This window comes from Streptomyces toxytricini (assembly GCF_014649915.1).
Taxonomy (GTDB): domain Bacteria; phylum Actinomycetota; class Actinomycetes; order Streptomycetales; family Streptomycetaceae; genus Streptomyces; species Streptomyces toxytricini.
On the sequence record NZ_BMTY01000003.1, the window covers coordinates 1 to 26,440 of the forward strand.

The 26,440-nt window shown below is 72.5% G+C and carries 24 protein-coding genes; 19 read left to right on the forward strand and 5 right to left on the reverse strand.

The annotated features are described in order from the left end of the window. The first annotated feature begins 1,491 nt into the window (after positions 1-1,491). Positions 1,492-3,228, forward strand: coding sequence for a lytic transglycosylase domain-containing protein (locus IE170_RS04040; RefSeq protein ID WP_229884590.1), 1,737 nt, complete (start codon positions 1,492-1,494; stop codon positions 3,226-3,228). A 198-nt stretch (positions 3,229-3,426) separates the two neighbouring features. On the opposite strand, the gene IE170_RS04045 is transcribed toward IE170_RS04040, so the two are convergent. Further along, positions 3,427-3,630, reverse strand: a complete 204-nt coding sequence (locus tag IE170_RS04045) for a cold-shock protein (protein ID WP_030012116.1) — start codon at positions 3,628-3,630, stop codon at positions 3,427-3,429. A 239-nt stretch (positions 3,631-3,869) separates the two neighbouring features. Between IE170_RS04045 and IE170_RS04050 the strand changes: the two genes are divergently transcribed. The 4 genes from IE170_RS04050 to IE170_RS04065 all read left to right on the forward strand — a co-directional run bounded on the left by IE170_RS04050 (position 3,870) and on the right by IE170_RS04065 (position 8,715). Then, complete coding sequence (locus IE170_RS04050; protein WP_189807932.1) at positions 3,870-4,718, forward strand: menaquinone biosynthetic enzyme MqnA/MqnD family protein; 849 nt, start codon at positions 3,870-3,872, stop codon at positions 4,716-4,718. A 325-nt stretch (positions 4,719-5,043) separates the two neighbouring features. Then, on the forward strand, positions 5,044-6,774 hold the full coding sequence (locus IE170_RS04055; protein ID WP_189808203.1) for a serine/threonine-protein kinase: 1,731 nt from the start codon (positions 5,044-5,046) through the stop codon (positions 6,772-6,774). Positions 6,775-6,848: 74 nt separating this feature from the next. Beyond that, positions 6,849-8,048, forward strand: a complete 1,200-nt coding sequence (mqnC, locus tag IE170_RS04060) for a cyclic dehypoxanthinyl futalosine synthase (protein WP_189807933.1) — start codon at positions 6,849-6,851, stop codon at positions 8,046-8,048. A 7-nt stretch (positions 8,049-8,055) separates the two neighbouring features. Continuing rightward, entirely contained in the window at positions 8,056-8,715 is a 660-nt protein-coding gene (locus tag IE170_RS04065) for an imidazolonepropionase-like domain-containing protein (RefSeq protein WP_189807934.1), read from the forward strand. Here the strand turns inward: IE170_RS04065 and IE170_RS04070 are convergent. Both IE170_RS04070 and IE170_RS04075 read right to left on the reverse strand, forming a co-directional pair. After that, positions 8,681-8,986: a response regulator transcription factor gene (locus tag IE170_RS04070; RefSeq protein ID WP_189807935.1), complete on the reverse strand. Its 306-nt coding sequence runs from the start codon at positions 8,984-8,986 to the stop codon at positions 8,681-8,683. The two genes, IE170_RS04065 and IE170_RS04070, sit on opposite strands and share 35 nt — an antisense overlap. 62 nt (positions 8,987-9,048) lie before the next feature. Continuing rightward, positions 9,049-9,990, reverse strand: coding sequence for a DUF3152 domain-containing protein (locus IE170_RS04075; RefSeq protein WP_189807936.1), 942 nt, complete (start codon positions 9,988-9,990; stop codon positions 9,049-9,051). A gap of 315 nt (positions 9,991-10,305) precedes the next feature. Here IE170_RS04075 and IE170_RS04080 point away from each other — a divergent pair, with 315 nt between their 5' ends. Together IE170_RS04080 and IE170_RS04085 are read left to right on the forward strand one after the other, a co-directional pair. Next, positions 10,306-10,998: a demethylmenaquinone methyltransferase gene (locus IE170_RS04080; RefSeq protein WP_189807937.1), complete on the forward strand. Its 693-nt coding sequence runs from the start codon at positions 10,306-10,308 to the stop codon at positions 10,996-10,998. A gap of 19 nt (positions 10,999-11,017) precedes the next feature. Beyond that, positions 11,018-11,944 (forward strand): glutaminase, encoded by a 927-nt coding sequence (locus IE170_RS04085; protein WP_189807938.1) that lies wholly within the window; start codon positions 11,018-11,020, stop codon positions 11,942-11,944. Between the two features lie 16 nt (positions 11,945-11,960). Here the strand turns inward: IE170_RS04085 and IE170_RS04090 are convergent, their stop codons facing one another. Continuing rightward, positions 11,961-12,512: a GNAT family N-acetyltransferase gene (locus IE170_RS04090; RefSeq protein ID WP_189807939.1), complete on the reverse strand. Its 552-nt coding sequence runs from the start codon at positions 12,510-12,512 to the stop codon at positions 11,961-11,963. Positions 12,513-12,609: 97 nt separating this feature from the next. On the opposite strand from IE170_RS04090, the gene IE170_RS04095 reads away from it, so the two are divergent. Beyond that, a complete protein-coding gene (locus IE170_RS04095; RefSeq protein WP_125540761.1) occupies positions 12,610-13,893 on the forward strand; it encodes a geranylgeranyl reductase family protein in 1,284 nt (427 codons plus the stop codon). Positions 13,894-14,193: 300 nt separating this feature from the next. Here the strand turns inward: IE170_RS04095 and IE170_RS04100 are convergent, their stop codons facing one another. Beyond that, positions 14,194-15,012 carry a C40 family peptidase gene (locus IE170_RS04100; RefSeq protein WP_189807940.1) on the reverse strand — a complete coding sequence of 273 codons (819 nt, stop codon included), beginning with the start codon at positions 15,010-15,012 and terminating at the stop codon, positions 14,194-14,196. A 773-nt stretch (positions 15,013-15,785) separates the two neighbouring features. On the opposite strand from IE170_RS04100, the gene IE170_RS04105 reads away from it, so the two are divergent. Genes IE170_RS04105 through nuoK form a run of 11 tightly spaced genes read left to right on the forward strand, consistent with a single transcriptional unit; the run spans position 15,786 to position 26,436 of the window. Next, positions 15,786-16,145: an NADH-quinone oxidoreductase subunit A gene (locus IE170_RS04105; protein WP_114053663.1), complete on the forward strand. Its 360-nt coding sequence runs from the start codon at positions 15,786-15,788 to the stop codon at positions 16,143-16,145. 14 nt (positions 16,146-16,159) lie between these two features. Then, complete coding sequence (locus IE170_RS04110) at positions 16,160-16,714, forward strand: NuoB/complex I 20 kDa subunit family protein (protein ID WP_189807941.1); 555 nt, start codon at positions 16,160-16,162, stop codon at positions 16,712-16,714. Beyond that, entirely contained in the window at positions 16,711-17,442 is a 732-nt protein-coding gene (locus IE170_RS04115; RefSeq protein WP_189807942.1) for an NADH-quinone oxidoreductase subunit C, read from the forward strand. The genes IE170_RS04110 and IE170_RS04115 overlap by 4 nt, the downstream gene beginning before the upstream one ends. Continuing rightward, on the forward strand, positions 17,442-18,767 hold the full coding sequence (locus IE170_RS04120; RefSeq protein ID WP_189807943.1) for an NADH-quinone oxidoreductase subunit D: 1,326 nt from the start codon (positions 17,442-17,444) through the stop codon (positions 18,765-18,767). Before IE170_RS04115 ends, IE170_RS04120 begins: the two co-directional genes overlap by 1 nt. Then, positions 18,764-19,522: an NADH-quinone oxidoreductase subunit NuoE gene (gene nuoE, locus IE170_RS04125; protein ID WP_189807944.1), complete on the forward strand. Its 759-nt coding sequence runs from the start codon at positions 18,764-18,766 to the stop codon at positions 19,520-19,522. The genes IE170_RS04120 and nuoE overlap by 4 nt, the downstream gene beginning before the upstream one ends. Then, on the forward strand, positions 19,522-20,871 hold the full coding sequence (gene nuoF / locus IE170_RS04130) for an NADH-quinone oxidoreductase subunit NuoF (RefSeq protein WP_189807945.1): 1,350 nt from the start codon (positions 19,522-19,524) through the stop codon (positions 20,869-20,871). The genes nuoE and nuoF overlap by 1 nt, the downstream gene beginning before the upstream one ends. Then, the gene (locus IE170_RS04135) at positions 20,868-23,375 is read left to right on the forward strand and encodes an NADH-quinone oxidoreductase subunit G (protein ID WP_189807946.1); all 2,508 of its coding nucleotides are present in this window, start codon (positions 20,868-20,870) and stop codon (positions 23,373-23,375) included. The genes nuoF and IE170_RS04135 overlap by 4 nt, the downstream gene beginning before the upstream one ends. Then, positions 23,372-24,742, forward strand: coding sequence for an NADH-quinone oxidoreductase subunit NuoH (gene nuoH / locus IE170_RS04140; protein ID WP_189807947.1), 1,371 nt, complete (start codon positions 23,372-23,374; stop codon positions 24,740-24,742). Before IE170_RS04135 ends, nuoH begins: the two co-directional genes overlap by 4 nt. Next, a complete protein-coding gene (gene nuoI, locus IE170_RS04145; RefSeq protein WP_189807948.1) occupies positions 24,735-25,331 on the forward strand; it encodes an NADH-quinone oxidoreductase subunit NuoI in 597 nt (198 codons plus the stop codon). The genes nuoH and nuoI overlap by 8 nt, the downstream gene beginning before the upstream one ends. Then, complete coding sequence (locus IE170_RS04150) at positions 25,328-26,140, forward strand: NADH-quinone oxidoreductase subunit J (protein ID WP_189807949.1); 813 nt, start codon at positions 25,328-25,330, stop codon at positions 26,138-26,140. Before nuoI ends, IE170_RS04150 begins: the two co-directional genes overlap by 4 nt. Next, complete coding sequence (nuoK, locus tag IE170_RS04155; protein ID WP_189807950.1) at positions 26,137-26,436, forward strand: NADH-quinone oxidoreductase subunit NuoK; 300 nt, start codon at positions 26,137-26,139, stop codon at positions 26,434-26,436. Before IE170_RS04150 ends, nuoK begins: the two co-directional genes overlap by 4 nt. Positions 26,437-26,440 lie beyond the last annotated feature (4 nt).

Genomic DNA, 26,440 nt, shown 5'->3' on the forward strand with positions numbered 1-26,440 from the left:
TGCCGGGGCCGCCCCCGGGGGAATGGCCTGGAGGTACTTGGGCCTACAAGCCGGATCAGGGAGCTTGCTCCCCCGCCTCAGTGGCCCCTTTCGTCCCACCGGCATCAGCTGCCCCGTCGGCGGGAGCCGGGTGGGCTCTGACCGCACGAAACGACGCCCAGAGCATCATCCGGAGACAGGAGCGCGGCTGATCGCTACGTGGGCGCCCCAGGTTTGGCGTCCGGCGGCCGTCGGGGGCCGGGAGCGCGTCAGATCGCTACAGGGGCGCTGTGCCTTTGGCGTCCGGCGGCCGTCAGGGGCCGGGAGCGCGTCAGATCGCTACAGGGGCGCCGTCGGCTCGGCGGCTGACCGCCGGCTCGCAGGCGCTGGGAGGGCGGAGGCCGTCTACCTGCCGTCTGCCGCCGAGATATGAGGAGCGCGGAGCGAGTAGGTGCGCTTCGCCGCCCATGACGGCCGTCAGCCGCCGAGATGAGGGACACGTGTAGTGATCTGATGCGTCTCCCGCCCATGACGGCAGCCAGCCGCCGAAATACGGGAGTATGCAGCCATCTGGCCCATCTGGCCCATCTGACGCGATGTTGCGGTGCTGACGGCCGCCAGCCGCCGAGCAGAGGAGGCCCACGTAGCGATCTGGGGCGCTTCTGTCTCCGGATGATGCTCTGGGCGTCGTTTCGTGCGGTCAGAGCCGGCCGGGTCTCTGCCGACGGGGCTGCTGATGCCGGTAGGGCGGGACGCGGCGGCCGGGGCGGGAGAGAAGGCTCTCTGATGACCCCTCATGCCCCTCGTTCCCTCCAGGCCATTCCCCTGGGGGCTTCCCGGCAGCTTGTTGGCATTCCGGGGCGGGTCGTCCTGTCAAGGGTGGCCCGCAAGGGCCATCGCGCAGCGACGCGACCGCAGGGAGCGCCCTTTACAGGGCGGCCCGACCCGGAAGGACAATGGGCTGCCGGGACACCCCCGGAGCACGCCGACCCCGAGTCGTCGGCTCCTGCTTCCGCCGTTTCCGTCGTCGCCTTGTCGGTGGTGCCTCATCGGCTTCTGCTGGGGCCGCGCCTCCCCGTTCGTCTCCGACGCCGCCCCGCGTGGCCGCCGTCGCCGTTTCCGTCGTCGCCTTGTCGATGGTGCCTCATCGGCCTCTGCCGGAGCCGCGCCCCCCGTTCGTCTCCGACGCCGCCCGCGTGGCCGCCGCCTTCGCCGGCTTCGGCGGGGCGTCTCCGGCGCGGCTTGTCGGCTCCCGCCACCCCTGCCCCGGTCCGTCCCCGTCCCCGAGTGCTCGGCTCCCGTCCTCCCCCCCCCACCCCCGAATCCTCCCAAATCCCCCCACCGTGCCGTCCCCTGGGCGTTCTGTCGGTTCTGGGGCGGAAGGCGAGACGAATGGTGTGGCGGAAGTGCCGGGGCGGCGGTGAGTCGTCTTGGAATACCTGATAGACAGTGAATATTCACGGCTCGACCCGCCGTACAACTTGCCGGCCGCCTTGGGGGGATCGCCGCACTGTGAAGCCGCTTCACCGCCACCTCGTCAACACCTCGCGCAAGGTACTGTGCACGGCCGCGCTCGCGGCCAGTCTCACGACCGCCGCCGTCGTGACCAACCCGCCGACCGCCGATGCGGGGGAGTCCGAGCCAACTCCGGACAGCCCCCAGGCCACCGACCGCGGTGACGCCCGGCTCGACCTGCCGCAGGACGTCGCCGACCCGGCCGTGCCGCCGGCCGGCGGGGTGGTCGCCGGCGAGGGGGCCAGCGGGATACCCGCGACCGCCCTCGACGCGTACAAGCGCGCCGAGACGGCGGTCGCCGCCGCACTGCCGAACTGCAAGCTGCCCTGGCAGCTGCTCGCCGGCATCGGCCGTGTGGAGTCCGTGCACGCATCCGGGTACGGGCTCAAGGCCGACGGCTACACCGAGAAGCCGATCCGCGGCCCCCAGCTCAACGGGCAGGGCTTCGCCGAGATCAAGGACACCGACAAGGGCGAGTGGGACGGCGACACCGCCTACGACCGGGCCGTCGGCCCGATGCAGTTCATCCCCTCGACCTGGGCCACCTGGGGCGCCGACGGCAGCGGCGACTCCAAGCGCGACCCGAACAACATCTACGACGCGGCGCTCGGCGCCGGGCTCTACCTGTGCGCCGGCGACCGCAACCTGTCCGACCAGGCGCAGCTCGACCGCGCGATCCTCAGCTACAACAACTCGCGCGAGTACGTGAACACGGTGCTCGGCTACATGCGCCAGTACCAGAGCGGCGCGACCGAGGTCGCGAACCCGCCCGTCGGGACGTACCCGACGCCGACGACGCCGGTGCTGCCGACCCCGCGGCCCACCACGCCGACGAAGCCGTCCACGCCGACGACCACCCCGGCGAAGCCGTCGACGCCGACCCCGCAGCCGACGCCCGAGAAGCCGAAGCCGGAGCCGGAGAAGCCCGCGCCGGCGCAGCTGGCCAAGCTGGAGGTCGTCGACGGCGCCGCCCTGAAGGCGGAGGCCGGTACGGAGTTCACCGCGGTGCCGCGCGTCAAGGCGCTGCTCAGCGACGGCAAGCCGGCCGTCGGCCAGCACGTGCTGTTCGCCGTCGAGGAGGACACCACCGGCGGCACCCGCTTCGGCACGGAGGGCCGCTCGCACCTGGTGGTCCGGACGGACGCCCAGGGCATCGCGGCCGCGCCGGGCCTGAAGGCCGGCCCGAAGGGCGGCACGTTCACGCTGCGCGCCTCCGGCTACGACACCACCCGCCAGTTCACGGTGAACCTCACCGGTACCGTCACCGCGAAGCCGGCCCCGGTGGCCGACCTGCTGGTGCGGACCGGCGCGGGCGCGGACAAGCCGCTGGAGGTCGTCGCCGGGACGCCGCTGACGGGCGTCAAGGTGAAGGCCGCGGCCGCCGGCCAGCCGGTTGCGGGTACGCGGGCCACCGCCGCGCTGGTCGAGAAGGACGCGGCCGGCGCGTGGGTTCCGGTGGACCCGGCGAAGGCGAAGGGCCCGTACTTCAAGGGCGCGGAGGACGGCGCGAAGCTGTTCCGGGTGGAGCTCGACCCGTCGGGCGCCGACGGTGTGATCGCGCTGCCCGAGCTGCTCACGGCCGACGTCGCCCCCGGCACCTACCACCTGCGGCTGACCACGAAGGAGAACGTGGTGCTGCTGCTGGAGCTCAAGGTGACCGCCAAGGCCGGCTCCGGCGAGAGCCCGGAGCCGAAGGCCCCGGAGACCCCGGCGGTGACCTCCGCCCGGCGGTAAGCGGACCGTAGTACGAGCGGCGGCCGCCCGCCCCGTCCCCGTGACGGTGGCGGGCGGCCGCCGTTTCGCTTCCCTCCGCGGGCCCCGCTCGGGCCCCGGGGCCCGGAAAAGGCAGGAGCCCCGCCTCTCTCCGCTCGTGCGGAGGAGGCAGGGCTCCTTGGGTGGTGCTTTCCAACCGCGATGGTTGGCCCCGGGCGATTAGGCCGGGGTGACGTTCTCCGCCTGCGGGCCCTTCGGACCCTGGGTGACGTCGAAGTTCACGGTCTGGTTCTCCTCGAGGGAGCGGAAGCCAGACGCGTTGATCGCGGAGTAGTGGACGAAGACATCCGGGCCGCCGCCGTCCTGGGCGATGAAGCCGAAGCCCTTTTCAGCGTTGAACCACTTCACGGTTCCGGTAGCCATGAGCCCTCCTATATGGGCCAAAGGGTCGCCCTGCTCCAGAACCTGCTAAGAAGTCTGAAAACTACAAAAGCCCGCGGGTCACATTCTCCGCAGGCCTCGTACTGCAAGGGAAACCAAACTGCAACTTGCGTCGAGCCTAGCACGCACACCGCGGCCGAGACCAGAGGGAAAGATCACGTCACCCGGACGTTTGAGACCCGCGCGAAGGCTGACGCGGGGCCGCCAGCTAGTCTCGCGATGTGGACGTGTATCGCAGCCGGCCCCGGGTGGGCCACATTCAGTTCCTGAACTGCCTTCCCCTGTACTGGGGGCTGGCCAGAACCGGCACGCTGCTGGACCTGGAGCTGACCAAGGACACGCCGGAGAAGCTGAGCGAGCACCTCGTCCGCGGCCGCCTCGACATCGCGCCGATCACCCTGGTCGAGTTCCTCCGCAACGCGGACGACCTCGTCGCGTTCCCCGATCTCGCGGTCGGCTGCGACGGTCCGGTCATGTCCTGCGTGATCGTCTCGCAGGTGCCGCTGGAGCGGCTGGACGGGGCGCGCGTCGCGCTCGGCTCGACCTCCCGCACGTCCGTGCGCCTGGCGCAGCTGCTGCTCGCCGAGCAGTACGGGGTGCGCCCCGACTACTACACCTGCCCGCCCGACCTGGGGCTGATGATGCAGGAGGCGGACGCGGCGGTGCTGATCGGGGACGCCGCGCTGCGGGCCTCGCTGCACGACGCGCCGCGGCTCGGGCTGGAGGTCCACGACCTGGGGCAGATGTGGAAGGAGTGGACCGGGCTGCCGTTCGTCTTCGCCGTGTGGGCGGCCCGGAAGGACTACCTGGAGCGCGAGCCGGCCGTGGTCCGGCAGGTGCACGAGGCGTTCCTCGACTCGCGGGACATCTCCCTGGAGGAGGTCGCCAAGGTCGCCGAGCAGGCGGCGCGCTGGGAGGCCTTCGACGCCGCCCTGCTGGAGCGGTACTTCACCACGCTCGACTTCCGTTTCGGTCCGGAGCAGTTGGCGGGCGTACGGGAATTCGCGCGCCGTACGGGTTCCGCGACGGGCTATCCGGCGGACGTGGCGGTGGAGCTGCTGAAAGTCTGACCGGTTGGCGTGATCGATTTTTCGGGCGGCCGTCCCGGTTCCGCTCCCGTTCCGCTCCGGGCCTCCCCGGCGGTCGCGATCCGCGATCTCCTCCACATGATCCGTTTATCGGGAATTCCGCCTTCATTCACGCGGCGCGCCCGCCCCGGTTAATCCGGGCGGCCCTCACCGTCCCGCCCGGACGGGAATACCGGCCGCCCTGCCGGCTCCGGGCCCGGCGGATCCGCCCCGGCGGCGGCCCGGCCCGCCTAAGGTGGCGGCTGGCGATCACACACGCAGCGAGCAGAGGGCCCCGGCGGGCCCGGACCACGGGGGAGGGGACGTGTTGCAGCCGCTCGAAGCCGGCGAACCGCGGACCATCGGGGCGTACCGGCTGCTGGGGAGGCTCGGGGCGGGCGGCATGGGCCGCGTCTACCTGGGCCGCAGCGCGGGCGGCCGTACGGTCGCCGTCAAGGTCGTGCACCCGCACTTCGCCGCCGACACCGAGTTCCGCGCCCGGTTCCGCCGCGAGGTGGAGGCCGCCCGCCGGGTCGGCGGCGAGTGGACCGCGCCCGTCCTCGACGCCGACCCCGACGCGCCGGTGCCGTGGGTGGCCACCGGGTACGTCGCGGGGCCGTCCCTCGGCGCGGCGGTCGCCGCACACGGGCCGCTGCCCGAGCCGGCCGTGCGCGCCCTCGGCGAGGGCCTGGCCCGCGCCCTGTGCGCCGTCCACGCGCTGGGCCTGGTCCACCGCGACGTGAAGCCGTCGAACGTGATGCTCACCCTCGACGGCCCCCGCCTGATCGACTTCGGCATCGCGCGGGCCACGGACGGCACCGCCTCCCTCACCTCCACCGGGGTCTCCGTCGGCTCGCCCGGCTACATGTCCCCCGAGCAGATCCTCGGCCGCGGCGTCACCGGCGCCTCCGACGTGTTCTCCCTCGGCGCGGTGCTGGCGTTCGCCGCGACGGGCCGGCCGCCGTTCAGCGGGGACCACTCGGCGACCCTCCTCTACAAGGTGGTGCACGAGCCGCCGGACCTCGACGCCGTCCCGGCCGGCCCGCTGCGCGACCTGGTCGCCGCCTGCCTGGCGAAGGACGCCGCGGACCGGCCCGCACCGCAGGCCGTCGCGGACGCCTTCGACGGCGCGCTGCTCGCCCCCGGGCGGCTCCCCGCGGCCGTGCTGGAGGACGCGAGCCGGGCGGCCGTCGCCCTGCTCGACCTGGAGGCGGGGGAGCCCGCCGCGCAGCAGGAGGCCGCCTCGGGCCCGGTCCCGTTCACCACGCCCGCGTACGGGGCCGCCGCGGGCGTCTTCGGGGCGCCGGACCCGTCGTACGGCGGCCCGGCCGGCTCCGGGTACGCCGGGCCGGCGGGCCCGTACGGCGCGCCGACGCAGACCGCGGGCGGCGCCCTGCCCGGGCCGCGCCCCGCCCCCGGCGACTCCGGTACGGGCGGCGGCGCGGGCGGCGAGGGCGACGGCCGGGCCACCGGGGCCGCCGGGGCCGGGCGCCGGCTGGCCTTCACCGCGGCCGGGCGGCGCGTCAGCTGCACCGTGGTCCTCGCCGCGGCCGCCGTCGTCTCGGCGCTCTCCGGCGGGCTGTACGGGCTCGGGCTCCTGCCGGGAGGCGGCGGCAGCGGCCAGGACGCGGGCGCCCGCCCGCCGTCCGCCTCCGGCGAGAGCCCTGCCACGCCCGGCCCGTCGGCGCCGAAGGCGCGCGCCGACGTCCCGAAGGAGCTGGTCGGGACGTGGAAGGGGACGGTGACCACGGCCCGCATGGGCGTCCCGGCCGAGTTCGAGATCACCATCAAGGCGGGCCGCACCGGCGAGGTCGTCGGCCGGGACAAGTCCGTGCTGCCGCTGATCGGCACCGATTGCAGCGGCGACTGGAAGCTCGTCTCCGCGACCGACCACTCGCTGGTCCTCGACACGTCGGGCGGCCCCAACCCGGCTCCCGGCATCTGCTCGAACGGCTCCTCCGAGGAGCGCTTCTCCCTCAACGACAACGGCACCCTGCACTACAAGTCGGGCGACGCTGCCGCCGGAAACCCCGAGGGGGACCTGACGCGCATCCGGTGATTTCCCGCCCCGGGCCCTGGCGTAGGCTGGATCGGTCCGGACCTCTTGACACACCGCCGAAGGGTGACGCACCGGTGACCGACCAGGCCGCTCTCCAGTCTGTCCTCGACCGCGCCGCCGAAGGGGGCCGGATCTCCGCCGAGGAGGCGCTCGACCTCTACCGGCACGCCCCGCTGCACGCCCTCGGCTCCGCCGCCGACGCCGCCCGCCGCCGCCGCTACGCGGGCACGGAGCACATCGCGACGTACATCATCGAGCGGAACATCAACTACACCAACGTCTGTGTGACGGCCTGCAAGTTCTGCGCCTTCTACGCGGCCCCGAAGGACACGAAGAAGGGCTGGACCCGCGACCTCGACGACATCCTGCGCCGCTGCGCGGAGACCGTGGAGCTCGGCGGCACGCAGATCATGTTCCAGGGCGGCCACCACCCGGACTTCGGGGTGGAGTACTACGAGGAGCACTTCTCCGCGATCAAGAAGGCGTTCCCGCAGCTGGTCATCCACTCCCTCGGCGCGTCCGAGGTCGAGCACATGGCCCGCATCTCCAGGGTGAGCGCCGAGGAGGCCATCCGCCGCATCCACGCGGCGGGCCTGGACTCCTTCGCCGGCGCCGGCGCGGAACTGCTGCCGGCGCGGCCGCGCAAGGCCATCGCCCCGCTGAAGGAGTCCGGCGAGCGCTGGCTGGAGATCATGGAGCTGGCGCACGGCCTGGGCGTCGAGTCGACCTCCACCATGCTGATGGGCACCGGCGAGACCAACGCCGAGCGGATCGAGCACCTGCGGATGATCCGCGACGTCCAGGACCGGACGGGCGGCTTCCGGGCGTTCATCCCGTACACGTACCAGCCGGAGAACAACCACCTGAAGGGCCGCACGCAGGCGACCGTCTTCGAGTACCTGCGGATGATCGCGGTCGCGCGCCTGTTCCTCGACAACGTCGCCCACATCCAGGGCTCCTGGCTGACCGTCGGCAAGGAGGCCGGGCAGCTGTCGCTGCACTACGGCGCGGACGACCTCGGCTCGATCATGCTGGAGGAGAACGTCGTCTCCTCGGCGGGAGCCAAGCACCGCTCGAACCGGCACGAGATCATCGACCTGATCCGCAAGGCGGGCCGCGTCCCCGCCCAGCGCGCCACGACGTACGAGCACCTCGCGGTGCACACGGACCCGGCGGACGACCCCGTCGACCACCGCGTCGTCTCGCACATCTCGTCCGTCGCGATCGAGGGCGGCACCGCCCACCCCGAGCTGAAGCTCATCTCCGCCGAGTGACCCGCCCGTGCTGACGCTGCACCGCGCCGACGTCCTCCTCACCGGGCGGGGGGCCGATCCGCTGCCCGGCGGGGCGGTCCTCGTCGACGGCGGGCGGATCACCGCGGTCGGCCCGTACGAGGAGCTCGGCGCGCGGGCCCCGCAGGCGCGGGTGCGGCGCTGGCCCGGTCTGCTCACCCCGGGGCTCGTGCTGCACGGGGCGCGGGAGCTGCTGGAGGAGGCCTACCACCCGGACGGGCAGTTCGAGGCGGACGCGCTCGGCACCGAGCCGATCGCCGGCGCTGCGGAGCTGGCCGCGCTGGGGCTGACGGAGGCCCGCCGCGGCAACAGCGCGCGGCGCGCCGCGCAGAAGCTGCTGGCCCGCGGGGTGGTGGCGGTGTCGGGGCGGTTGACGGTCGCGGCGGTGCGGACGGCGGTGGCCCGCTCGGGCCTGGAACTGCTGCCTCCGGCCGCCGGCGAGGGGGCGCCCGGGGGGCGGCGTGCGGTGTCGGCGGATCCGTTCGAGGGCCTGGCCGACGTTCAGGACGCCTTCCACGGGGTCGTGGCGGCGGGCGGCCCCGCCCGTTTCGCGGTGTTCGCGGCCGCGGCCGGCTCCCTGCGCGAGGCCGGGTCCGCGGCGTGCGTGGCCACCGTCATCGGCGGACGGCTGCTGCACCGCCGGCGCTGAGCGTCCCCTCCTCGCGGGCCAGGGCGGCCAGCAGGCAGGCCTGGAGGCGGCTGATCCCGCCCAGCTTGGCCCGTATGTTGTGGACGTGGAACTTCACCGTGCTGACGGAGAGGTGGAGTTCGCCCGCGAGCTCGGCGTTCGACGCGCCGGTCGCCAGGCACAGGAAGACGGCCGACTCCTGCTCGGTCAGCTGGACCTCGGGGCGGCGGGCCGTCGTCTCCCTCCCGTACGCCGGGAACCAGGCCGGGACGCTGAAGCTGACGACACGCACGTTTCCACTCCTCGCCCCCGGCCGTCACGGCCCGGACGGTCGACTCACCGACTCTCCCCGCTCTAGGGGACGGCTGGACCGGACAAGTAGGTTCCATTTTCGGTGTACGGCCATGCGTTCGCGACGCAGCCGAACAGTCCCCTGATCTGCTGCATCATCGCCGGCGCCGGCTTGCCGGGGGCGGGGCAGGACTCGTGCCCGCGGCCCAGCTCGTGCCCCACCTCGTGGTTGACGATCAGCGCCCGGTACTCCTCCACCGGGCCCTTGAACTGCGGCGAACCCTCCTGCCAGCGCTTGAGGTTGACGATCACGTCGTGCCCGGCGCGGCAGTTGGTCTCGCCGACGAGCTCGGGCGTGACGACCTCGCACAGCCGGTCGGTGGTCTTCGGGGTGGCGATCTTCACGGTGAAGTCCACCGGCTGCCCGGGGCCGACGAGTTGGAAGCCGTACGCGGGGTCCCGGATCCAGCCGCGCTTGTCGCCGAGTATCGCCTCCACGGCCTGCGCGGCGGTGTTCGGGTCGATGCCGCTGCCGCCCTCGACCTCGACGCGCCAGCGTCGGGCGGTGCCCTTGCCCTGCGGCTGCCCCGTGCGGGTGGAGGCGGTGAAGACGCCGTCGCCGGTCGCCGGGACGGCGCCGGCCTTGCCGGAGGGCTGCGGCGAGGGGGAGGAGGACGGCGAGGGGGACGCGGCGGGGCTGCGCCCGCCCGAGCCGGAGGAGCGGGAGGCGCCGCCGTCCTCGGTGTGGGCGGAGGTGTCGGGTTCGCCGGACGCCTTGGCCGCGGCGCCCCGGCCGTTCGCGACGGCCGCCGTCTCCGGCGACGGCCAGGCCGTCCACAGGGCGGCCGCGGCGGCGACGGAGGTGGCCGAGACGAGGAGGGTGCGGCGGAGCCGCCTGCGCCGCTCGGCGCGGCGGCGGGCGCGCGGCCCGCGGGGTGCGGATGCCGCCGCGGAGGTGCGGCGTCGGGTGGTGGTGCGGCCCGTGGCGCTGCGGCCTGCCGGCATGCTGTAGCCCTTTGCTCGCGGCTGCCGCATGGTTTGCGGGCCGCGCCGGGCGGCCCTGGACCCGCGGGTGGTGACCGTCACCGGGCCGCGCCGCCCCAGTAAACCCTGTCGCACCGCCTCCGCATAACTGTCCTCCGGGCCAGTACTTGCCGGTAACGCCGCGTCGGCGGCGCACAGTCGGCCCGCACCGCGCGCGAGGAGCCGGGCGTCCGGCCGCCGGCCGCCGGAAGCGCGGGTGGCCCCGCCGCGGCCGGGGCGGGCGGCCTGAGAGGATGGGGGAGTACGTACTCCGGACCATCTGAGGGGCCCACGCCAGTGACCCGCGCATCCCTGGACAAGCAGCCGCACGAAGTCGCCTCCATGTTCGACGGGGTGGCGGCGAACTACGACCTCACCAACGACGTGCTCTCCCTCGGCCAGGCCCGCCTCTGGCGCAAGGAGGTCGCCCGGGCGGTCGCCGCCCGCCCCGGCCAGAAGGTGCTGGACCTCGCCGCCGGAACGGCGACGTCCTCCCTGCCGTTCGCCGCGACCGGTGCGTACGTCGTCCCCTGCGACTTCTCCCTCGGCATGCTCCGCGAGGGCAAGAAGCGCCACGCCTGGCTGCCGCTGACCGCCGGCGACGCGACCCGGCTGCCCTTCGCCGACGGCGTCTTCGACACCGTGACGATCTCCTTCGGGCTGCGCAACGTCCAGGACACCGAGGGCGCGCTCCGCGAGATGCACCGGGTGACCAAGCGCGGCGGGCAGGTCGTCATCTGCGAGTTCTCCCAGCCGACGTGGGCGCCCTTCCGCACCGTGTACACGGAGTACCTGATGCGCGCGCTGCCGCCGGTGGCGCGGGCCGTGTCCTCCAACCCCGACGCGTACGTGTACCTCGCCGAGTCGATCCGCGAGTGGCCCGAGCAGTCCGCGCTGGCGGCGCTGCTGCAGAAGGCCGGCTGGTCCCGGGTGGCCTGGCGCAACCTCAGCGGCGGCATCGTCGCCCTGCACCGCGGCTTCAAGGCCTGAGCCGGCGGTGGCGGCGGCGGTGGACGGCGGAGCCCCGGACCTCGCGGGACTGCTGGAGCGGATCGCGGCGGACGTCGCCCCGCTGATCGGCAGCGGCACGCCCGCCGAGTACATCCCGGCCCTCGCCGAGGTGGACCCGCGCCACTTCGGCATGGCGGTCGCCGACCTCGACGGGAACGTCCACGGGGTGGGGGACTGGCGGGTGCCGTTCTCCGCCCAGTCGATCACCAAGGTGTTCGCGCTGGCCCTGGCGCTCGCCGAGGGCGGCGACAGCCTGTGGCGGCGGGTCGGGCGGGAGCCGTCGGGCAACCCGTTCAACTCGCTGGTGCAGCTGGAGCACGAGAACGGAATCCCCCGCAATCCGTTCATCAACGCGGGCGCCCTCGTCGTCACCGACCGGCTCCAGACCCTGACCGGCGACGCCAGCAGCGAGCTGCTGGAGTTCCTGCGCGCGGAGAGCGGCAATCCGGACGTCTCCTTCGACGCCGAGGTCGCCGCCTCCGAGCACGAGCACGGCGACCGCAACGCGGCGCTGGCCCACTTCATGGCCTCGTACGGGAACATCGACAACCCCGTGCCCGCCCTGCTCGACCACTACTTCTGGCAGTGCTCGATCGCGATGAGCTGCGCCGACCTGGCCCGCGCGGGCCTGTTCCTGGCCCGGCACGGCCTGCGCGCGGACGGGTCGCGGCTGCTGACCCGCAGCGAGGCCAAGCAGGTCAACGCGGTGATGCTGACCTGCGGGACGTACGACGCGGCCGGGGAGTTCGCCTACCGGGTGGGCCTGCCCGGCAAGAGCGGGGTGGGCGGCGGGATCGTCGCGGTCGTGCCGGGCCGGTGCGCGCTCGCCGTGTGGAGCCCCGGCCTGGACAGCCGGGGCAACTCGGTTGCGGGCGTGGCCGCGCTCGACCGGTTCACGACCCTGACCGGACTGTCCGTCTTCTGACCGTCCGGCGGCCGGCTCACAGCGCGAGGGCGTACCGGCGGCCGGTGCGGCGGCCGCCGGGGAGGGGGAAGACCTCCTCCAGGGTCATCCCGAGGCGTTCGGCGACCGCGGCCGAGCGGGTGTTCGCGTCGTCCACCATGGCCACGACGCGGGGGACGCCCGCCGCGCGGACCCGCTCCAGGGTGGTCAGCGCGGCGGCGTAGGCGTATCCCCTGCCCCACGCGGGGCGGGCGAGGCGCCAGCCGATCTCGATCTCGCCGACCGGCCCCCACGCCTTGTCCTCGGGCCACGGCTGGGCGCCGGTGAAGCCGATGACCTCGCCGTCCCCGTCCAGCAGGGTCCACAGGCAGTAGCCGAGCCGGGCGTCGTGCATCCGCTGCCGGGCGGTGATCTCCTCGTACGCGGACAGCTCGGCGGGCCCGCCGAGGAACTCCATGACGTCGGGGTCGGCGAAGACGCGGTGCCAGGCGTGGGCGTCCTCGTCGGTGGGCACGCGCAGCCGGACCGCCGGGAGCGGCCGGGCGGCGGCCGGGAGCGGCGTGGTCGGCGTGGTCGGCGAGCTTGTCATCGGGTAACCCTTCGGATTCACGATCTCTCTCGCTGCATAGACTGCACATGTCCTGTGCCCATGGGCACCCCTTATCGAGCCTTCGGGAGACCCCGCAGTGACCGAGCCCCTCTCCGAACACTCCGCGGACGTGATCGTCGTCGGGGCCGGGCCCGCCGGCTCGACGACCGCCTACTACCTCGCCAAGGCCGGACTGGACGTCCTGCTGCTGGAGAAGACGGCGTTCCCGCGCGAGAAGGTCTGCGGGGACGGCCTGACCCCGCGCGCCACGAAGCAGCTGGTCGCGATGGGCATCGACATCTCCGAAGAGGCCGGCTGGCTGCGCAACAAGGGCCTGCGGATCATCGGCGGCGGGCAGCGGCTCCAGCTGGACTGGCCGGAACTCGCCTCCTTCCCCGACTACGGGCTCGTCCGCAAGCGCGACGACTTCGACGAGACCCTGGCCCGGCAGGCGCAGAAGGCGGGTGCCCGCCTGTACGAGCGCTGCAACGTCGGCGAGCCGGTCCGCGACCCGCGCACCGGCCACATCACGGGCGTGCAGGCGAAGCTCGGCGAGGAGAAGACGCCGGTCACCTTCCACGCCCCGCTCGTCGTCGCCGCGGACGGCAACTCCTCCCGCCTGTCGCTGGCGATGGGCCTGCACCGGCGCGAGGACCGCCCGATGGGCGTCGCGGTGCGCACGTACTTCACCTCGCCGCGGCACGACGACGACTACCTGGAGTCCTGGCTGGAGCTGTGGGACCGGCGCGGCCCGCAGGACCGGCTGCTGCCCGGCTACGGCTGGATCTTCGGCATGGGCGACGGCACCTCCAACGTCGGCCTCGGCATCCTCAACTCCTCCTCCGCCTTCCGGGAGCTGGACTGGCGCGAGGTCCTCAAGGCGTGGTGCGCGTCCATGCCGGAGGACTGGGGCTACACCCCGGAGAACATGACGCAGCCGATCCGCGGGGCGGCCCTGCCGATGGCGTTCAACCGGCAGCCGCACTACACCAAGGGCCTGCTGCTCGTCGGCGACGCGGGCGGACTCGTCAACCCGTTCAACGGCGAGGGCATCGCCTACGCGATGGAGTCCGGGAAGATCGCGGCGGACGTCGTGGTGCAGGCGGCCGCGCGGGCGACGCCGCTGCAGCGGGAGCGGGCGCTGCACCAGTACCCGAAGGTGCTGAAGGAGACCTACGGCGGCTACTACTCGCTGGGCCGCGCCTTCGTGAAGCTGATCGGCAACCCGGCCGTCATGAAGGTCGCCGCGCAGCGCGGCCTGACCCACCCGGTGCTGATGCGGTTCACGCTGAAGATGCTGGCGAACCTGACCGACCCGACGGGCGGGGACGCGATGGACCGCATCATCAACGGCCTGTCGAAGGTGGCCCCGAAGGCCTGACACCGGACGGGTCCCGGCCCGGAGCGGGCCGCCGCGGAACTCCCCGCGGCGGCCCGCTCCGGCGTTTTGCGGAGGTCCGCGGTCGGCGGCCGGCCGGGGCGGGCCCGGGAAGGGGGCTGGACGGCCCTGTGGCGGCCTCCCGCGACCGCCGGGGCCTGCGGGGCGGGGGTGACGCGGCGAACGCGCGTACGGGCATGCCGAAGGGCCGGCACTCCTCCCCCGAGCGGGGGAGTGCCGGCTCTTCGCCGTACGGGGTGCCGACCGCGGGGTGCGGGACGGCGGGTGACGGGGTGTCGGGCGTCAGAGGACGCGGACGGCGCCCGTCGGACGGTCGTAGCTCAGGCTGCGCTCGACGATGCCGGTGCTGGGGTTCTGCGCGCCGACGAACTTGCCGCCGCCGACGTACAGCGCGACGTGGTAGGCGCTGCCCTTGGAGCCCCAGTACAGGATGTCGCCCGGCTGCAGGGCGCTCAGCGAGACCGAGGTGCCGTACGAGGACTGCGCCTGCGAGGTGCGCGGCAGGGACACGTTGGCCTGCCGGTACGCGGCCTGGACGAGGCCGGAGCAGTCGAACGCGGACGGGCCGGTGGCGCCCATGACGTAGGCCTTGCCGACCTGCGCGCGGGCGAAGCTGATGATGGCCGCGGCGGAGCCCTTCGGGGCGGTCACGGTGCCCACGCCCTGGCCGTCGGTCGAGGCGGCGGCGGAGGCGCTCTTGAGCGCGGTGCGCTCGGCGTTGCGGGTGGCGCGCTCGGCCTCGGCCTTGCGGTCCGCCTCCTCCTTCGCCTTCTTCTCCGCGGCCTCCTTGGCCTTCTTCGCCTCGGCGGCGGCGCCGGTGCGGGCGCTCTCCTCCTGGGCGTTCAGTTCGCCGTCGACGGCGGCCGCCTGGGTGTTCTCGGCGGCGGTGGCGACGGCGGTGGAGACCTCGGAGGCCAGGTCCATGTCGAGGACCGGCATCTCCATCGTCTCGGTCACCGGCTCGGCGGCGGGGGACGCGCTCGCCGTGCCGGCCATCGCCAGCGTGCTGAGGACGCCACCGGCAACTCCGGCGCGGACCGCGAGCTTCGAGGCGCTGCGACGGGGCTTCCGGTGGCTGGGTATGTGAGCGGTGTGGGACATGAGGACAACCGCTATCAGGGGGCCCGGTCTCCCTTCAAGAAACGTGGTGTGCGCCACAGTTGCGCCGGGAGGGGCGCGAACCGGGCGCGGCGCGGGCCTTATTGACGCCGTAACGGACAAAACAGACAGCCCTTCACAAGGCTGTGATCAAGGCGTTTCAGCAATAAGTCCGAATTGATCCGGGGCCTACCATCCCGGTGCACCGTTGGCCAAGCCCGGTTTCGGAACCTCCGATTCCCGCGTGACGCAGGTCACACCGAAATCGCGCCGAGAGGCGCCCGTGGCCTGTCCGTGACCCGCCGCGCACCGAAGGGCGGCCGAAAGATCGTCCGCGGGCGGCGGGCCGGACCTCCCGGAGCTCGTGAACGGATGCACGCGTCCACTCCCGTCCGCACCGAGTCCCCCGGTCGAGCGACGCGGATCCCTTTATCACGCAGGTCGACATCCGGCCAAATTTGCCTGCACAGCTCATCGTTTGATAGGGCGACCCCGCTTCTACCTGGGGTAACACACCGCGATGTCACGGTTGGTGATCGACTGGCTGCTTCGCGTACGAAGATCACCGCTCATTGCGGTTCATGATCGTTCGTCAGGTGGTGGAGATCACAAACTCGGTGTTGTCACCCGTGTCGCAGATCACAGATCGACGGGCATAGGATGCGCACCAGCCCGGCTTGTGAACTGCCTCACATGCACAAGATCCCCGAGGGGCGGGGCACCAGGCGCCGGCGCAGCGGTCCAACGGTCAAGGACGACTGGAAGGAGCGAGGAGCGTGAATGCCTACGCGCCCATCCTCGTGCTCGGCGCCCTAGGCGCAGGGTTTGCGATCTTCTCCGTGGTCATGGCCACGCTGATCGGCCCGAAACGGTACAACCGCGCCAAGCTGGAGGCGTACGAGTGCGGCATCGAGCCGACTCCCACGCCGGCAGGCGGCGGTCGCTTCCCGATCAAGTACTACCTGACGGCGATGCTCTTCATCGTCTTCGACATCGAAGTTGTCTTCCTCTACCCCTGGGCCGTCACCTTCGACGCCCTGGGGATCTTCGGGCTCGTCGAGATGCTGCTCTTCGTGCTCACCGTCTTCGTCGCCTACGCCTACGTCTGGCGCCGCGGCGGCCTGGAATGGGACTGAGGGGCTGAATTCCCATGGGACTGGAAGAAAAGCTGCCGAGCGGCTTCCTGCTGACCACCGTCGAACAGGCCGCGGGATGGGTGCGCAAGTCGTCCGTCTTCCCCGCGACCTTCGGCCTGGCCTGCTGCGCCATCGAGATGATGACCACCGGAGCCGGCCGCTACGACCTCGCCCGCTTCGGCATGGAGGTCTTCCGCGGCTCGCCGCGCCAGGCCGACCTCATGATCGTCGCCGGCCGGGTCAGCCAGAAGATGGCGCCGGTGCTGCGGCAGGTCTACGACCAGATGCCCGCTCCCAAGTGGGTCATCTCCATGGGCGTCTGCGCATCGTCGGGCGGCATGTTCAACAACTACGCGATCGTGCAGGGCGTCGACCACATCGTCCCGGTGGACATCTACCTCCCCGGCTGCCCGCCCCGCCCCGAGATGCTCATGGACGCGATCCTCAAGCTCCACCAGAAGATCCAGAGCTCCAAGCTCGGCGTGAACCGGGAAGAGGCGGCCCGCGAGGCGGAGGCCGCGGCCCTCAAGGCCCTGCCCACCATCGAGATGAAGGGGCTGCTCCGGTGAGCGACACCACCCCCGGCACCACCCCGGGCGACGACGGCGCCGTCCCCGCCCCCCGCGAGTCCGCCGGCCCCGAGGTGATCGGCGTCCGCAAGGGCATGTTCGGCGCCCGCGGCGGCGGCGACACCAGCGGCTACGGCGGCCTGGTGCGCACCGTCGCCCTGCCCGGCCCGAGCCACCGCCCCTACGGCTCCTACTTCGACGAGGTCGCCGACGAGCTCGAAGGCGCCCTGGAGGAGCAGGGGCTGCTGCCCTCCAACGCGATCGAGAAGACGGTCGTGGACCGCGGCGAGCTCACGTTCCACATCGCCCGCGAGCACCTCGTCCGGGTGGCGTCCACCCTCCGCGACGACCCCGCCCTGCGCTTCGAACTGTGCACCGGGGTCAGCGGCGTGCACTACCCCGGCGACCGCGGCCGCGAACTGCACGCCGTCTACCACCTGCGCTCGATCACGCACGGCCGCACCGTGCGGCTGGAGGTCTGCGCCCCGGACGCCGATCCGCACGTCCCCTCGCTGGTCTCCGTCTACCCGACCAACGACTGGCACGAGCGCGAGGCGTACGACTTCTTCGGGCTGGTCTTCGACGGCCACCCGGCCCTCACGCGGATCATGATGCCGGACGACTGGCAGGGCTTCCCGCAGCGCAAGGACTACCCCCTCGGCGGCATCCCCGTCGAGTACAAGGGCGCCCAGATCCCGGCTCCCGACCAGCGGAGGTCGTACAGCTGATGTCCACGAACCACCACGCGGCGTCCCGCGAGACCACCGAGGGCACCGTCTACACCGTCACCGGCGGCGACTGGGACGAGGTCGTCCGCTCCGCGGCCAAGGCCGACGACGAGCGCATCGTCGTCAACATGGGCCCGCAGCACCCCTCCACCCACGGCGTGCTCCGGCTCATCCTGGAGATCGACGGCGAGACGGTCACCGAGGCCCGCTGCGGCATCGGCTACCTGCACACCGGCATCGAGAAGAACCTCGAATTCCGGAACTGGACGCAGGGCACCACCTTCGTGACGCGCATGGACTACCTCACGCCGTTCTTCAACGAGACGGCGTACTGCCTCGGCGTCGAGAAGCTCCTCGGCATCACCGACCAGGTCCCCGACCGCGCCACCGTCGTCCGCGTCCTGCTGATGGAGCTCAACCGGCTCTCCTCGCACCTGGTGTGCATCGCCACCGGCGGCATGGAGCTCGGCGCCACCACGATCATGATCTACGGCTTCCGCGACCGCGAGCTGATCCTCGACATCTTCGAGCTGATCACCGGCCTGCGCATGAACCACGCGTTCATCCGCCCCGGCGGCCTCGCCCAGGACCTGCCCCCCGGCGCCGTCGACCAGCTCCGCGACTTCCTGAAGACCATGAAGAAGAACCTGCCGGAGTACGACAAGCTCGCCACCGGCAACCCCATCTTCAAGGCCCGCATGCAGGACGTCGGCTACCTCGACCTCACCGGCTGCATGGCCCTCGGCGCCACCGGCCCCATCCTCCGCTCCGCCGGCCTGCCGCACGACCTGCGCAAGGCCGACCCCTACTGCGGCTACGAGACCTACGAGTTCGACGTCCCCACCACGGAGACGTGCGACTCGTACGGGCGGTTCCTGATCCGCCTGGAGGAGATGCGGCAGTCCCTGCGGATCATCGAGCAGTGCCTGGACCGGCTGGAGCCCGGCCCCGTCATGGTCGCCGACAAGAAGATCGCCTGGCCGGCGCAGCTCGCGCTCGGCCCCGACGGGCTCGGCAACTCCCTCGACCACATCAAGAACATCATGGGCACCTCCATGGAGGCCCTCATCCACCACTTCAAGCTGGTGACCGAGGGCTTCCGCGTCCCCGCGGGCCAGGCCTACGCCGCCGTCGAGTCCCCCAAGGGCGAACTCGGCGTCCACGTCGTCTCCGACGGCGGGACCCGCCCCTACCGGGTCCACTTCCGCGACCCGTCCTTCACCAACCTCCAGGCCATGGCGGCGATGTGCGAGGGCGGCCAGGTCGCCGACGTCATCGTCGCCGTCGCCTCCATCGACCCCGTGATGGGAGGCGTCGACCGATGACAGCCAGCCCCGCCCGTCGAGAGGTGAGCCTGGGCATGCCCCAGCCGCCCGCCCCCGACTACCCGGCCGAGGTGCGCGAGCGGCTCGCCGCGGACGCCGCGGAGATCATCGCCCGCTACCCCGACAGCCGCTCCGCCCTCCTGCCGCTGCTGCACCTCACGCAGTCCGAGGAGGGCCACGTCTCCCGCACCGGCATCCGGTTCTGCGCGGAGACCCTCGGCCTGACCACCGCCGAGGTCACCGCCGTCGCCACCTTCTACACGATGTACCGGCGCAGGCCCTCGGGCGACTACCAGGTCGGCGTCTGCACCAACACCCTGTGCGCGGTCATGGGCGGCGACGCCATCTTCGAGGAGCTCCAGGAGCACCTCGGCGTCGGCAACAACGAGACCACCCCCGACGGCAAGGTCACCCTCGAACACATCGAGTGCAACGCGGCCTGCGACTACGCGCCCGTCGTGATGGTGAACTGGGAGTTCTTCGACAACCAGACCCCCGAGTCCGCCAAGGCCCTCGTCGACGACCTCCGCGCCGGCCGCCCCGTCGAGCCGACCCGCGGCGCGCCGCTGTGCACGTACAAGGAGACCGCCCGGATCCTCGCCGGCTTCCCCGACGAGCGGCCCGGCGCCGTGGAGGCGAGCGGCGGCGCCGGACCCGCCTCGCTGATCGGACTGCGCATCGCGCGCGGCGAAGCCCCGCACCAGGGACGCATCGTGCACCCGCGGGCCGCTGCGACCGGCGAGGAGGGGGAGTGATGACGGTGGCGACCGCCATGCACGAGAACGGAACGAGCCCGGAGAAGCTGCTGGCCCCCGTCCTGTCGGCGTTCTGGGACGAGCCGCGGTCGTGGACGCTGGAGACCTACCGGCGCCACGACGGCTACGAGGGGCTGCGCAAGGCCCTCGCGATGACCCCCGACGAGGTCATCGCCTACGTGAAGGACTCCGGGCTCCGCGGCCGCGGCGGCGCCGGCTTCCCCACCGGGATGAAGTGGCAGTTCATCCCGCAGGGCGACGGCAAGCCGCACTACCTCGTCGTCAACGCCGACGAGTCCGAGCCGGGCACCTGCAAGGACATCCCGCTCCTCTTCGCCAACCCGCACTCCCTCATCGAGGGCATGGTCATCGCCTGCTACGCGATCCGCTCCGCGCACGCGTTCATCTACCTGCGCGGCGAGGCCGTGCCCGTCCTGCGCCGCCTGCACGAGGCGGTCCGCGAGGCGTACGAGGCGGGCTACCTCGGCAAGGACGTCCTCGGCAGCGGGATGGACCTCGACATCACCGTCCACGCCGGGGCGGGCGCCTACATCTGCGGCGAGGAGACGGCGCTCCTGGACTCCCTCGAAGGCCGCCGCGGCCAGCCCCGGCTGCGGCCGCCCTTCCCCGCAGTCGAAGGCCTCTACGCCTGCCCCACCGTCGTGAACAACGTCGAGTCCATCGCCTCGGTCCCCGCGATCCTGAACCGGGGCAAGGACTGGTTCAAGTCGATGGGCACCGAGAAGTCCCCCGGCTTCACCCTCTACTCGCTGTCCGGGCACGTCGCCGGCCCCGGCCAGTACGAGGCCCCCCTCGGGATCACCCTGCGCCAGCTCCTCGACATGAGCGGCGGCATGCGCCCCGGCCACCGGCTGAAGTTCTGGACCCCCGGCGGCTCCTCCACCCCCATGTTCACCGACGAGCACCTCGACGTCCCGCTCGACTACGAGGGCGTCGGCGCGGCCGGCTCGATGCTCGGCACCAAGGCCCTGCAGTGCTTCGACGAGACGACCTGCGTGGTGCGCGCCGTCACCCGGTGGACCGAGTTCTACGCCCACGAGTCGTGCGGCAAGTGCACCCCCTGCCGCGAGGGCACCTACTGGCTGGTCCAGCTGCTGCGCGACATCGAGGCCGGCAAGGGCGCCATGGCCGACCTCGACAAGCTCCAGGACATCGCCGACAACATCAACGGCAAGTCGTTCTGCGCGCTCGGCGACGGCGCCGCCAGCCCGATCTTCTCCTCGCTGAAGTACTTCCGCGACGAGTACGAGCAGCACGTCACGGGCAAGGGCTGCCCCTTCGACCCCAGGAAGTCGGTCCTCTGGGCCGACACGGAGGTGAACGCATGACCGTCACCACGAATGCCCCCACCGGTGGCGGAGGGGCCGCCGTGCCCCCGGAGGACCTGGTCTCGCTGACCATCGACGGCGTCGAGCTGTCGGTGCCCAAGGGGACCCTCGTCATCCGCGCCGCCGAGCAGATCGGGGTGGAGATCCCCCGCTTCTGCGACCACCCCCTGCTCGACCCGGTCGGCGCCTGCCGGCAGTGCATCGTCGAGGTGGAGGGCCAGCGCAAGCCGATGGCGTCCTGCACCATCACCTGCACCGACGGGATGGTCGTCCGGACGCAGCTGACCTCCCCCGTCGCGGAGAAGGCGCAGCGCGGCGTGATGGAGCTGCTGCTCATCAACCACCCGCTGGACTGCCCGGTCTGCGACAAGGGCGGCGAGTGCCCGCTGCAGAACCAGGCCATGTCGCACGGCAACGCCGACTCCCGCTTCGAGGGCCGCAAGCGCACCTACGAGAAGCCGGTGCCGATCTCCACGCAGGTCCTCCTCGACCGGGAGCGGTGCGTGCTGTGCGCCCGCTGCACCCGCTTCTCCACCCAGGTCGCAGGCGACCCGATGATCGAACTGCTGGAGCGGGGCGCGCTCCAGCAGGTCGGCACCGGCGAGGGCGACCCGTTCGAGTCGTACTTCTCCGGGAACACCATCCAGATCTGCCCGGTCGGCGCGCTCACCTCGGCGGCGTACCGGTTCCGCTCCCGCCCCTTCGACCTCGTCTCCTCCCCGAGCGTGTGCGAACACTGCGCGGGCGGCTGCGCGACCCGCACCGACCACCGGCGCGGCAAGGTGATGCGCCGCATGGCCGCCGAGGACCCCGAGGTCAACGAGGAGTGGATCTGCGACAAGGGCCGCTTCGCGTTCCGGTACGCGCAGCGCCCCGACCGGCTGACCACGCCGCTGGTCCGCAGCGCCGAGGGGGTCCTCGAGCCGGCGAGCTGGCCCGAGGCGCTCGCCGCCGCAGCAGCCGGGCTGGCCGCGGCGCGCGGCCGCGCCGGCGTGCTGACCGGCGGGCGGCTGACCGTCGAGGACGCGTACGCGTACGCCAAGTTCGCGCGGGTCGTCCTCGACACCAACGACATCGACTTCCGGGCCCGCGTGCACAGCGCGGAGGAGGCCGACTTCCTGGCCGCGGAGGTCGCGGGCCGCGGCGTCGACCTGGACGGGCAGGGGGTCTCGTACGCCGCGCTGGAGGCGGCGCCCGCGGTGCTGCTCGTCGGCATCGAGGCGGAGGAGGAGGCCCCCGGGGTCTTCCTGCGGCTGCGCAAGGCCTTCCGCAAGCGCCGCCAGCAGACCTTCGCCCTGGCCCCGTTCACCACCCGCGGCCTGGCCAAGGCGGGCGGCACCCTGCTCGCCGCTGCACCGGGCACCGAGCCCGAGTGGCTGGACGCGCTCGCCTCCCGCACCGGCCTGGAGCAGGGCGGCGAGGCAGCCGCCGAAGCACTGCGCCAGCCCGGTGCGGTCATCGTCGTCGGGGAGCGCCTCGGGGGCGTGCCCGGCGGGCTGACCGCGGCGGTCCGGGCGGCCGCGGCGACCGGGGCCCGGCTGGTGTGGATCCCGCGGCGGGCCGGGGAGCGCGCCGCGATCGAGGCGGGCGCCCTGCCGTCACTGCTGCCCGGCGGCCGCCCGGCGACGGACCCGCGTGCGCGCGGGGAGGTGGCGGCCGCGTGGGGGCTCCAGGAGCTGCCGCACCGCTACGGCCGCGATGCCGGGCAGATCGTCGAGGCCGCGGCCGCCGGCGAGCTGACCGCGCTGCTCGTCGCGGGAGTGGAGGTCACCGACCTGCCCGACCCGGAGCGGGCGCGGACCGCGCTGAGGGAGGCGTTCACGGTCTCCCTGGAGCTGCGGCCCGGCGAGGTCACCGACCACGCCGACGTGGTCCTGCCGGTCGCGGCCGTCGCCGAGAAGGCGGGCACCTTCGTCAACTGGGAGGGCCGCGTCCGGCCGTTCGAGGCCGCGCTCAAGCCCGACCAGATGACCCGCCCGCTCGCCCCGGCCGACGCGCGCGTCCTGCACATGCTGGCCGACGCCGCCGACCGGCCGCTCGGCCTGCCCGACGTGCACGCCGTGCGCCGCGAGATCGACCGGCTCGGCCGGTGGGCCGGCGAGCGCCCCGCGGCGCAGCCCGGCTCCCCGGCGGCGCTGCCCCGGCCCGCGGCCGGGGAGGCGGTCCTCGCCGGGCACCGGCTGCTCCTCGACCTCGGCCGGCTCCAGGAAGGCGACGACGCCCTGGCCGGCACCCGGCACGAGGCGAGCGCCCGGCTGTCGGCGGCCACCGCGGCCGAGACGGGCGTCAAGGACGGCGACCTCCTCGCGGTGACCGGCCCGACCGGGACGGTCGCACTGCCGCTGAGGATCACCGAGATGCCCGACCGGGTGGTCTGGCTCCCGCTGAACTCCACCGGCTCCGGCGTCCGCGCCGACACCGGCGCCCTGCCGGGCACCCTCGTACGGATCGGCCCGGCGACCCCGGCCGGCGCAGGCGGCACCACTGCGGAGGTGGGAGCGTGAACGCGGTACTGCTCGCTGCCGAGGACCTGTCGCTGTTCGGCAGGGACCCCTGGTGGCTGGTCCTCGTCAAGGCGGTGTTCTGCTTCGCCTTCCTGATGGTGACCGTCCTGTTCTCCATCGTGTGGGAGCGCAAGGTCGTCGCCTGGATGCAGCTGCGCATCGGCCCCAACCGGCACGGCCCGTGGGGCATGCTCCAGTCGCTCGCCGACGGCGTGAAGCTGATGCTGAAGGAGGACATCGTCGTCAAGCGCGCAGACAAGGTCGTCTACGTGCTGGCGCCGATCGTCGCGGCGATCCCCGCCTTCATGGCGATCGCGGTGATCCCCTTCGGGCCCGCCGGGAACGAGGTGTCGATCTTCGGGCAGCGCACCACGATGCAGCTGACCGACCTGCCGATCGCGATGCTGTACATCCTCGCCGTCGCCTCCGTCGGCATCTACGGCATCGTGCTCGCCGGCTGGTCCTCGGGCTCGACGTACCCGCTGCTCGGGGGCTTGCGCTCCTGCGCCCAGATGATCAGCTACGAGATCGCGATGGGCGCGGCGTTCGCCTCGGTGTTCCTCTACTCCGGGTCGATGTCGACCTCGGCGATCGTGGAGGCGCAGGCGGACCGCTGGTTCATCGTGCTGCTGCCGGTGTCGTTCATCATCTACGTGGTGACGATGGTCGGCGAGACCAACCGGGCGCCGTTCGACATGCCGGAGTCCGAGGGCGACCTCGTCGGCGGCTTCAACACCGAGTACTCGTCCATCAAGTTCGCGATGTTCATGCTGGCCGAGTACGTCAACATGGTCACCGTCTCGGCCGTCTCGGTCACCCTGTTCCTGGGCGGCTGGCGGGCCCCTTACCCGATCAGCAGCTTCTGGGAGGGCGCCAACCACGGCTGGTGGCCGCTGCTCTGGTTCGTGGTCAAGGTGCAGCTGCTGCTGTTCTTCTTCATCTGGCTGCGCGGCACCCTGCCCCGCGTCCGCTACGACCAGCTGATGAAGCTCGGCTGGAAGGTCCTCATCCCCGTCTCGCTGCTGTGGCTGATGCTCGTGGCGACCGTGCGGGCGCTGCGGAACGAGGCGTACGACTTCTCCCAGATCGTCCTGTACGTCGGTGGCGCGGTCGTCGCGGTCCTGCTGCTGTCCTTCGTCGCGGACTTCTTCCGCGACCGGCGGGAGAAGGCCGCCGGGGCCGCGGAGGCCGACGCCCCCGGGGCCGAGCCGTTCGACCCGCTCGCGGGCGGGTTCCCGGTACCGCCCAAGCCCGGCCAGCACCTGCCCCCCGTACCGCGCCGGCGGCCCCGCCGGGAGCGCGAGCTGATCGCCAGCGGCGGGGCGAACAACGACAGCGACCGAGAGGAGGGTGCGGAGAATGCCTGACGAACAGTGGCAGAACCCGGTGGCCGGCTTCGGCGTGACCTTCAAGGCCATGTTCAAGAAGCGCCTCACCGAGCAGTACCCCGAGCAGCAGAAGACGACCGCACCGCGTTTCCACGGACGGCACCAGCTCAACCGGCACCCGGACGGCCTGGAGAAGTGCATCGGGTGCGAGCTGTGCGCGTGGGCCTGCCCCGCGGACGCCATCTACGTGGAGGGCGCGGACAACACGGAGGAGGAGCGCTACTCCCCGGGCGAGCGCTACGGCCGCGTCTACCAGATCAACTACGCCCGCTGCATCCTGTGCGGGCTGTGCATCGAGGCGTGCCCGACGCGGGCGCTGACGATGACGAACGAGTTCGAACTGGCCGACGCCAGCCGCGAGTCGCTCATCTACACCAAGGAGGAGCTGCTCGCCGGGCTGACCGAGGGCATGGTCGAGGCGCCCCACGCGATGTACCCGGGCACGGACGAGCAGGACTACTACCGCGGGCAGGTGACGGGGGCGGCCCCCGGCACCGAGCGGCAGCCGGCCGTCTCCAAGGGCGAGGCCCCGCAGGACCGGGGCCCCGCCGAGGGGGTGGGGGCATGAGCGCGGTCGCCGCCGCGGCTTCGGCCACCTCCACGGGCGAGGCGGTCCAGTTCTGGATCCTCGGCACGGTCGCCGTGATCGGCGCGCTGGCGACGATCCTGATGAAGAAGGCCGTGCACAGTGCGCTGAGCCTCGCCGGGACCATGATCATTCTGGCGGTGTTCTACCTCGCGAACGGGGCGTACTTCCTGGGCGTCGTCCAGGTGATCGTCTACACCGGCGCGATCATGATGCTGTTCCTCTTCGTGGTCATGCTGGTCGGCGTCACCGCCGCCGACTCCCTGAAGGAGACCATCAAGGGCCAGCGCTGGCTCGCCGTCCTGTGCGGGCTGGGCTTCGGCATCCTGCTGATCGCGGGCATCGGCAACGCCTCCCTGCAGCACTTCAACGGGCTGGGCCGGGCCAACTCGGCCGGGCACGTGGAGGGCCTCGCCCAGCTGATCTTCACCCGGTACGTCTTCGCCTTCGAGGTCACCGGCGCGCTGCTGATCACCGCCGCCGTCGGCGCGATGGTGCTCACCCACCGCGAGCGCACCGAGCGGGCCGCGACGCAGCGCGAGCTGTCCGAGCGGCGCGTCCGCGAGGGCGTCCAGCTCCCGCCGCTGCCCGCGCCCGGCGTGTACGCCCGGCACAACGCGGTCGACGTGCCCGGCCTGCTGCCCGACGGCACCCCCTCGGAGCTCACCGTCAGCAAGACGCTCCGCGCCCGCGGCCAGGTCCGCGACGTCTCCGGCGAGGCGCTCGCCGACCTCAAGGCGCTGGAGCGGCGCTCGGCGGAGCGGCTCGGCCGTGAGGAGGCCTCGAAGTGAACCCGGTCAACTACCTCTACCTCGCGGCCCTGCTGTTCACCATCGGCGCCGCGGGCGTGCTGATCCGGCGCAACACGATCGTGCTGTTCATGTGCGTCGAGCTGATGCTCAACGCCTGCAACCTGGCGTTCGTCGCGTTCTCCCGGATGCACGGCAACCTCGACGGCCAGATCATCGCGTTCTTCACGATGGTCGTCGCCGCCGCCGAGGTCGTGGTGGGCCTCGCGATCATCGTGTCGCTGTTCCGTACCCGCCACTCGGCCTCGGTCGACGACGCCAGCCTGATGAAGCTGTAAGGGG

Coding starts and splice junctions, on each gene's coding strand:
- IE170_RS04045 (WP_030012116.1), bottom strand. CDS start 3,630: ATGGCTACCGGAACCGTGAAGTGGTTCAACGCTGAAAAGGGCTTCGGC.
- IE170_RS04075 (WP_189807936.1), bottom strand. CDS start 9,990: ATGCCGGCAGGCCGCAGCGCCACGGGCCGCACCACCACCCGACGCCGC.
- IE170_RS04090 (WP_189807939.1), bottom strand. CDS start 12,512: ATGACAAGCTCGCCGACCACGCCGACCACGCCGCTCCCGGCCGCCGCC.
- IE170_RS04100 (WP_189807940.1), bottom strand. CDS start 15,012: ATGTCCCACACCGCTCACATACCCAGCCACCGGAAGCCCCGTCGCAGC.
- IE170_RS04110 (WP_189807941.1), top strand. CDS start 16,160: ATGGGACTGGAAGAAAAGCTGCCGAGCGGCTTCCTGCTGACCACCGTC.
- IE170_RS04120 (WP_189807943.1), top strand. CDS start 17,442: ATGTCCACGAACCACCACGCGGCGTCCCGCGAGACCACCGAGGGCACC.
- nuoE (WP_189807944.1), top strand. CDS start 18,764: ATGACAGCCAGCCCCGCCCGTCGAGAGGTGAGCCTGGGCATGCCCCAG.
- nuoF (WP_189807945.1), top strand. CDS start 19,522: ATGACGGTGGCGACCGCCATGCACGAGAACGGAACGAGCCCGGAGAAG.
- IE170_RS04135 (WP_189807946.1), top strand. CDS start 20,868: ATGACCGTCACCACGAATGCCCCCACCGGTGGCGGAGGGGCCGCCGTG.
- nuoI (WP_189807948.1), top strand. CDS start 24,735: ATGCCTGACGAACAGTGGCAGAACCCGGTGGCCGGCTTCGGCGTGACC.
- IE170_RS04150 (WP_189807949.1), top strand. CDS start 25,328: ATGAGCGCGGTCGCCGCCGCGGCTTCGGCCACCTCCACGGGCGAGGCG.